Here is a 4,900-nt window from a genome sequence, read left to right as displayed (position 1 = left end):
CTGGCTGCCCGCTCCGGTCCCCGGCACGGTCGCGCGGGCGCTGCAGGCGGCCGGCCGCTGGTGCGACGAGGCGCCGCCTGCCTTGCACGGGCGCGACTACTGGTATCGCGTGCCGATCTCCGGCGAGGGACTGCACACTCTGCGGCTACGCGGCCTCGCCACGATCTGCGAGGTGTGGCTCGACGGCACGCGCGTGCTTGACAGCCGTTCGATGTTCGTCGAGCACGAGATCGCGCTGACGCTGTCGGGTACCCACACGCTGTCGCTGTGCTTTCGTTCTCTCGAACGTGCGTTGCGGGGCCGCCGCGGCCCGGTGCGATGGAAGCCGCGGCTGGTGTCGTTGCCATCGTTGCGGCATGTCCGCACCACGCTGCTCGGCCATATGCCGGGCTGGTGTCCGCCCGTCCACGCGGTCGGGCCATGGCGCGAGATCGATCTGTTGCCGGCGCCATCGGCCACGCGAGCGCTCGACGCCGCGCGCTGCGAGATCAGCGCGCGCCTGGACGGCAACGATGGCGTCGTGTCGGTACAGGTGCGCGGCGTCGCTGCACCGCTCGACAGTCCGCTGATGCTGGCGATCGACGGCCACGAGGCCGCGTTGACGTGCCGGCAGATCGAACGACCCGGCCCGCACCACGGCCCGGAGCACGACACCATATGGCACGGCACCGTATCGGTGCCCCGCGTCCGCAAATGGTGGCCGCACACGCACGGCGAGCCGGCGCTGTACGACGTCACGTTGCGCGCCGGCGCGCAGACGCTGCATTGCGCGCGGGTCGGCTTCCGGCAGATCGATGTCGACGACAGCGATGGCGGCTTCGTCGTCCGCGTCAACGGCGTACCGGTCTTCTGCCGCGGCGCCTGCGTGGCCAGCCTCGATCTGCACGGCCACGCGCCCGACGCGCGGAACTGCGCCGCGTGGCTGGCGCAGGCGCGCGAGGCCAACATGAACATGGTTCGCGTCAGCGGCGTGACCTGCTACCAGGGCGAAGCGTTCTACGCGGCCTGCGATGCGATGGGCCTGCTGGTCTGGCAGGACTTTCCATTCGCCAACTTCGACTATTCGAACATCGATGGCGCCAACCCCGCCTCCGATGCCGGCACCGCACTGCTCGACGACGTCCGCCAAGAGGTGCGCCAATGGCTCGCCGCACATGGCCATCATCCGAGCCTGGCGGTGCTGTGCGGCGGCAGCGAAGCGGAGCAGCAGGCCGCGATGCTCGGCGCTGCGCGCCAGGCGTGGCGCCAGCCGCTGTTCGACGCGGTGATTCCCGACTGCCTCGCCGCGCACGGCGTCTGCGTACCCTATGTCCGCAATTCACCGAGCGGCGGTGCCTGGCCGTTCCAGCCCGATCGCGGCGTCAGCCACTACTACGGCGTCGGCGCCTATCAGCGGCCGCTGGACGACGCGCGGCGCGCGCGTGTGCGCTTTGCCGCCGAATGCCTGGCCTTCGCCAACGTGCCATGCGAGCGCACGCTGCGCGAGACGATGGCCGGTGTGGCGCCGGTGCACGATCCGCACTGGAAGCGCGCGGTGCCGCGCGATGCCGGCGCCAGTTGGGATTTCGAGGATGTGCGCGACTTCTACCTGCAGTCGCTCTATGCGGTCGATCCCGCGCGGCTGCGCCGGGAGGATCCGGCGCGCTATCTGTATTGCTCGCGCGCGGTGGTCGCCGAGCTGATGAGCGAGGTCTTTGCCGAATGGCGCCGCGCAGGCTCGTGCTGTGCCGGCGGGCTGGTATGGCAATGGCAGGACCTGGTACCCGGTGCGGGCTGGGGCATCGTCGATGCGCTGCGCCGGCCCAAGTCGGGCTGGCATGCGCTGCGCCAGGTCTGGCAGCCGCTGCAGGTGCTGATCACCGACGAAGGCCTGAACGGCGTCCATCTGCATCTGATCAACGAGAGCGCCGTCGCGCAGCCGATGCGCCTGCAGCTGCGCTGCCTGCGCGATGGTCTGACGCCGCTGCTCGACGTGGCGCGCGACTTCACGCTGGCGCCGCGCTCGGTGCAATGTGTCAGCGGCGCCGAGCTGGCCGGCGAGTTCTTCGACTTCGCCCATGCCTACCGCTTCGGCCCGCGCCTGCATGACGTGGTCCATGCGGCGTGGCTCGATGGCAGCGGCACGGTGGTCAGCGAGGCTTTCTATCTGCCCGATCGCAGCGCGGCCGCGCTGTCGCCGCCGGAGCTGCATGCGCAGGTCGAGCGTGTCGATGGCCAGTGGTGGCTGACGATATCGGCGCGCCGTTTCGCACGCTGGGTGCAGATCGACGATGCCAACCTGCAACCGGCAAGCGATTACTTCCATCTCGCACCCGGCGCGAGCCGCCGTGTGCTGCTGCGTGCCGACGACGAACCGGGTCATGGGGACAGGCGCGCCGCAGAAGGCCTAAACCGTCTGGCGAGCGCAGCCATCCCGATGGGTGAGATTCGCGCGCTGAACGCACCTCGTCCACTTGGCTACGGCGCCTGACGCATCGGCGCGCAGGCCAGTCCCCATCACGACCCGCCGACGCGTCGCCGAAGTGGTGCGCCAAACGGTTGCATCGCTGTAACGCGGCTCCCTTCCGATTCCCACCTACCGAAGGATGAGCAGGTTTCAGCCGTGCGGCTACTGTTGGGCGTCCCACAGATGGAACTTAATGGAAGCACGCAAGCCGCACCGCGTCGCCGTCACGGTCAGCGTGTTGTCTCGTGGTTGTGACGGACGTCGTCGATGGGCATCGGTGCGAGGCGGGGGAAAACAGGGAAAGCCAGGGAACAAAAAGGACAAGAAGGGAGAACAGAAATGATCGGTCAACGTTCGGATTTGCACGTCAACCACCTGCTGGCCTCGCTGCCGCGCAAGGAATGGGAAACGCTGTCGGGACACCTGGAGCTGGTACGGATGCGTGCGGGACAACTGCTCACCGACTCGGGTCAACGCATCCATCATGTGTACTTTCCAACCACGGCGATCGTGTCGATGCTGTCGCTGCTGGAAAACGGCGCGACGGCCGAGATCGCCGCGATCGGCAATGAGGGGCTGGTCGGCATTCCGGTGCTGACCGGTGGCGACACCATGCCGTGCCGCGTCGAGGTCCGCACGCCGGGCTTCGCGTACCGGCTGTCGGCCGGCACGTTGCGCCAGGAGTTCATGCGCTCGCCGACGATCCAGCGCGCCACGCTGCTGTACGTGCAGGCGGTGCTGACGCAGATCGCGCAGACCGCGGTCTGCAATCGCCATCATTCGTTGAACAAGCAGCTGTGCCGCTGGCTGCTGCTCGCGCTCGATCGCATGGCGACCAACGAGCTGGTGATCACGCAGCAGGTCATCGCCAACATGCTGGGCGTGCGCCGCGAGGGCGTGACCGAGGCCGCCGGCAAGCTGGAGGACCTCGGCCTGATCCACCACAGCCGCGGCCATATCACGGTGCTCGATCGTCATGGGCTCGAAGCGCATTCGTGCGAATGCTACAAGCTCGTCAAGCGCGAATTCGACCGGCTGCTGCCGGCCCTCGCCGAAGCGTGATTTGCGCCAGTGCGTCAGGAGATTGCCGTGGACAGGTTGTCTTTCGCCGGAACGATGCCGGCTCCCAACGTGGTGCCGCAGCGGCCGGCCGGCTATGCGCGTGCGCTGCAGGATCGCGCGGGCTTGCTGGTCGGCGCGACGCTGGCCGGCGCGGCCGTGGCCGGACTGGCAGCGCTGACGGTGCCGCCGCGCTACGAAGCCGCGGCGCTGATCCAGGTCGCGCGGCCTGACGTTTCCGTCAGCGGCACGCCGGGCGCGCCATCGACGCCCGCCGCCGGCTTCGACGCCAGCATTCTGAAGAGCCGCGCGGTCGCCGCGCCGGTGATCGAGCAGCTCAGGCTGGGCATCACCGCCGAGCCGGTACGCGCGCCGCTGGTGGGCGCGCTGGCAGCGCGGCTGTCGGAGCCGGGACAGGTGCGCGGCGCCTGGCCGCCGGGAATGGGCTACGCATGGGGCGGCGAGCGCATCGCGCTCGATACGCTCGCAGTGCCCGAGCGGCTGCTGAACAAGCCGCTGACGCTCGAGGTGCTCAGCGGCGGCGCGTTCCGCCTCGGCGATGCCAACCGTACGCTGCTCGAAGGCCGCGTCGGCGAGTCGGCCGCGGTCGACGGCGTCGAGGTACTGATCTCGCGCATCGACGCGCGACCCGGCACGCGTTTCACGCTGATGCGCCGCGATCCGGTCGCGACGGTCGATGCGATTGCGAGCCAGCTCAAGGTCAGCGAAATGCCGGGCGGCACCGTGCGGCTGTCGTGGCAAAGCGGCGATCGCAAGCAGGCCGCCGATCTGATCAACGGCATCGCCGAGGGCTATATCCGCGGGCAGACCAGCGCCCGTCGCGGCGACGCGGCCGAATCGCTGGCCTTCCTCGCGGCCGAGCTGCCGCGCGTGCAGGCCGAGCTCGAACGCGCGGAGTCGGCGCTGACCCGCTATCGCTCGCGCTCGGGCTCGATCCAGCCGACGCAGGATGCGCAGTCGTATCTGCAGGGCAGCATGGAGTACCAGCGCCAGATCGCGGCGCTGCGGCTCGAGCGCACCAAGCTGCTGCAGCGTTTCACTACCGATGCGAACGAGGTCAAGACCGTCGACAGCCAGATCCAGCAGCTGATCCGCGAGCGGCGCGAACTCGACGAACGGATGCAGAACCTGTCGCTGTCCGAGCGCGAATCGGTGGCGTTGACGCGCGACGTCAAGGTGGCCGAGGACATGTACATGACCCTGCGCCGCAAGATCGAACAGCTGTCGCTGGTGCAGGCCGACCGCAGCAGCGCGGTGCGCGTCGTCGATGCGGCCGCTGCCTCGACCGTGCCCGTCGGTATCGGCCCATGGCCGGCCGCGGTGGCAGGCGGCGCGGCGGCGCTGGCGCTGGCGATCGGCGGCGTGATGCTGCGC

At 69.3% G+C, this 4,900-nt stretch carries 3 protein-coding genes; all 3 read left to right on the top strand.

The features are described from left to right. Positions 1-2,470 (top strand): glycoside hydrolase family 2 protein (locus tag B551_RS26585; protein ID WP_023264289.1); only part of this gene is annotated, 2,470 nt, incomplete at its 5' end. A gap of 315 nt (positions 2,471-2,785) precedes the next feature. Next, the gene (locus B551_RS13320; protein WP_006577453.1) at positions 2,786-3,508 is read left to right on the top strand and encodes a Crp/Fnr family transcriptional regulator; all 723 of its coding nucleotides are present in this window, start codon (positions 2,786-2,788) and stop codon (positions 3,506-3,508) included. Positions 3,509-3,535: 27 nt separating this feature from the next. Then, positions 3,536-4,900: GNVR domain-containing protein (locus B551_RS13315; protein ID WP_253281351.1), on the top strand; the 1,365-nt coding region annotated here is incomplete at its 3' end.

Source organism: Cupriavidus sp. HPC(L) (genome assembly GCF_000307735.3).
Lineage (GTDB): Bacteria > Pseudomonadota > Gammaproteobacteria > Burkholderiales > Burkholderiaceae > Cupriavidus.
Note: the sequence above shows the minus strand (reverse complement) of the source record. Positions and strands in the feature narration are given on the sequence as shown.

Excerpts from the sequence above, each read along its gene's own strand:
- B551_RS13320 (WP_006577453.1), top strand. The coding sequence starts at position 2,786 with ATGATCGGTCAACGTTCGGATTTGCACGTCAACCACCTGCTGGCCTCG.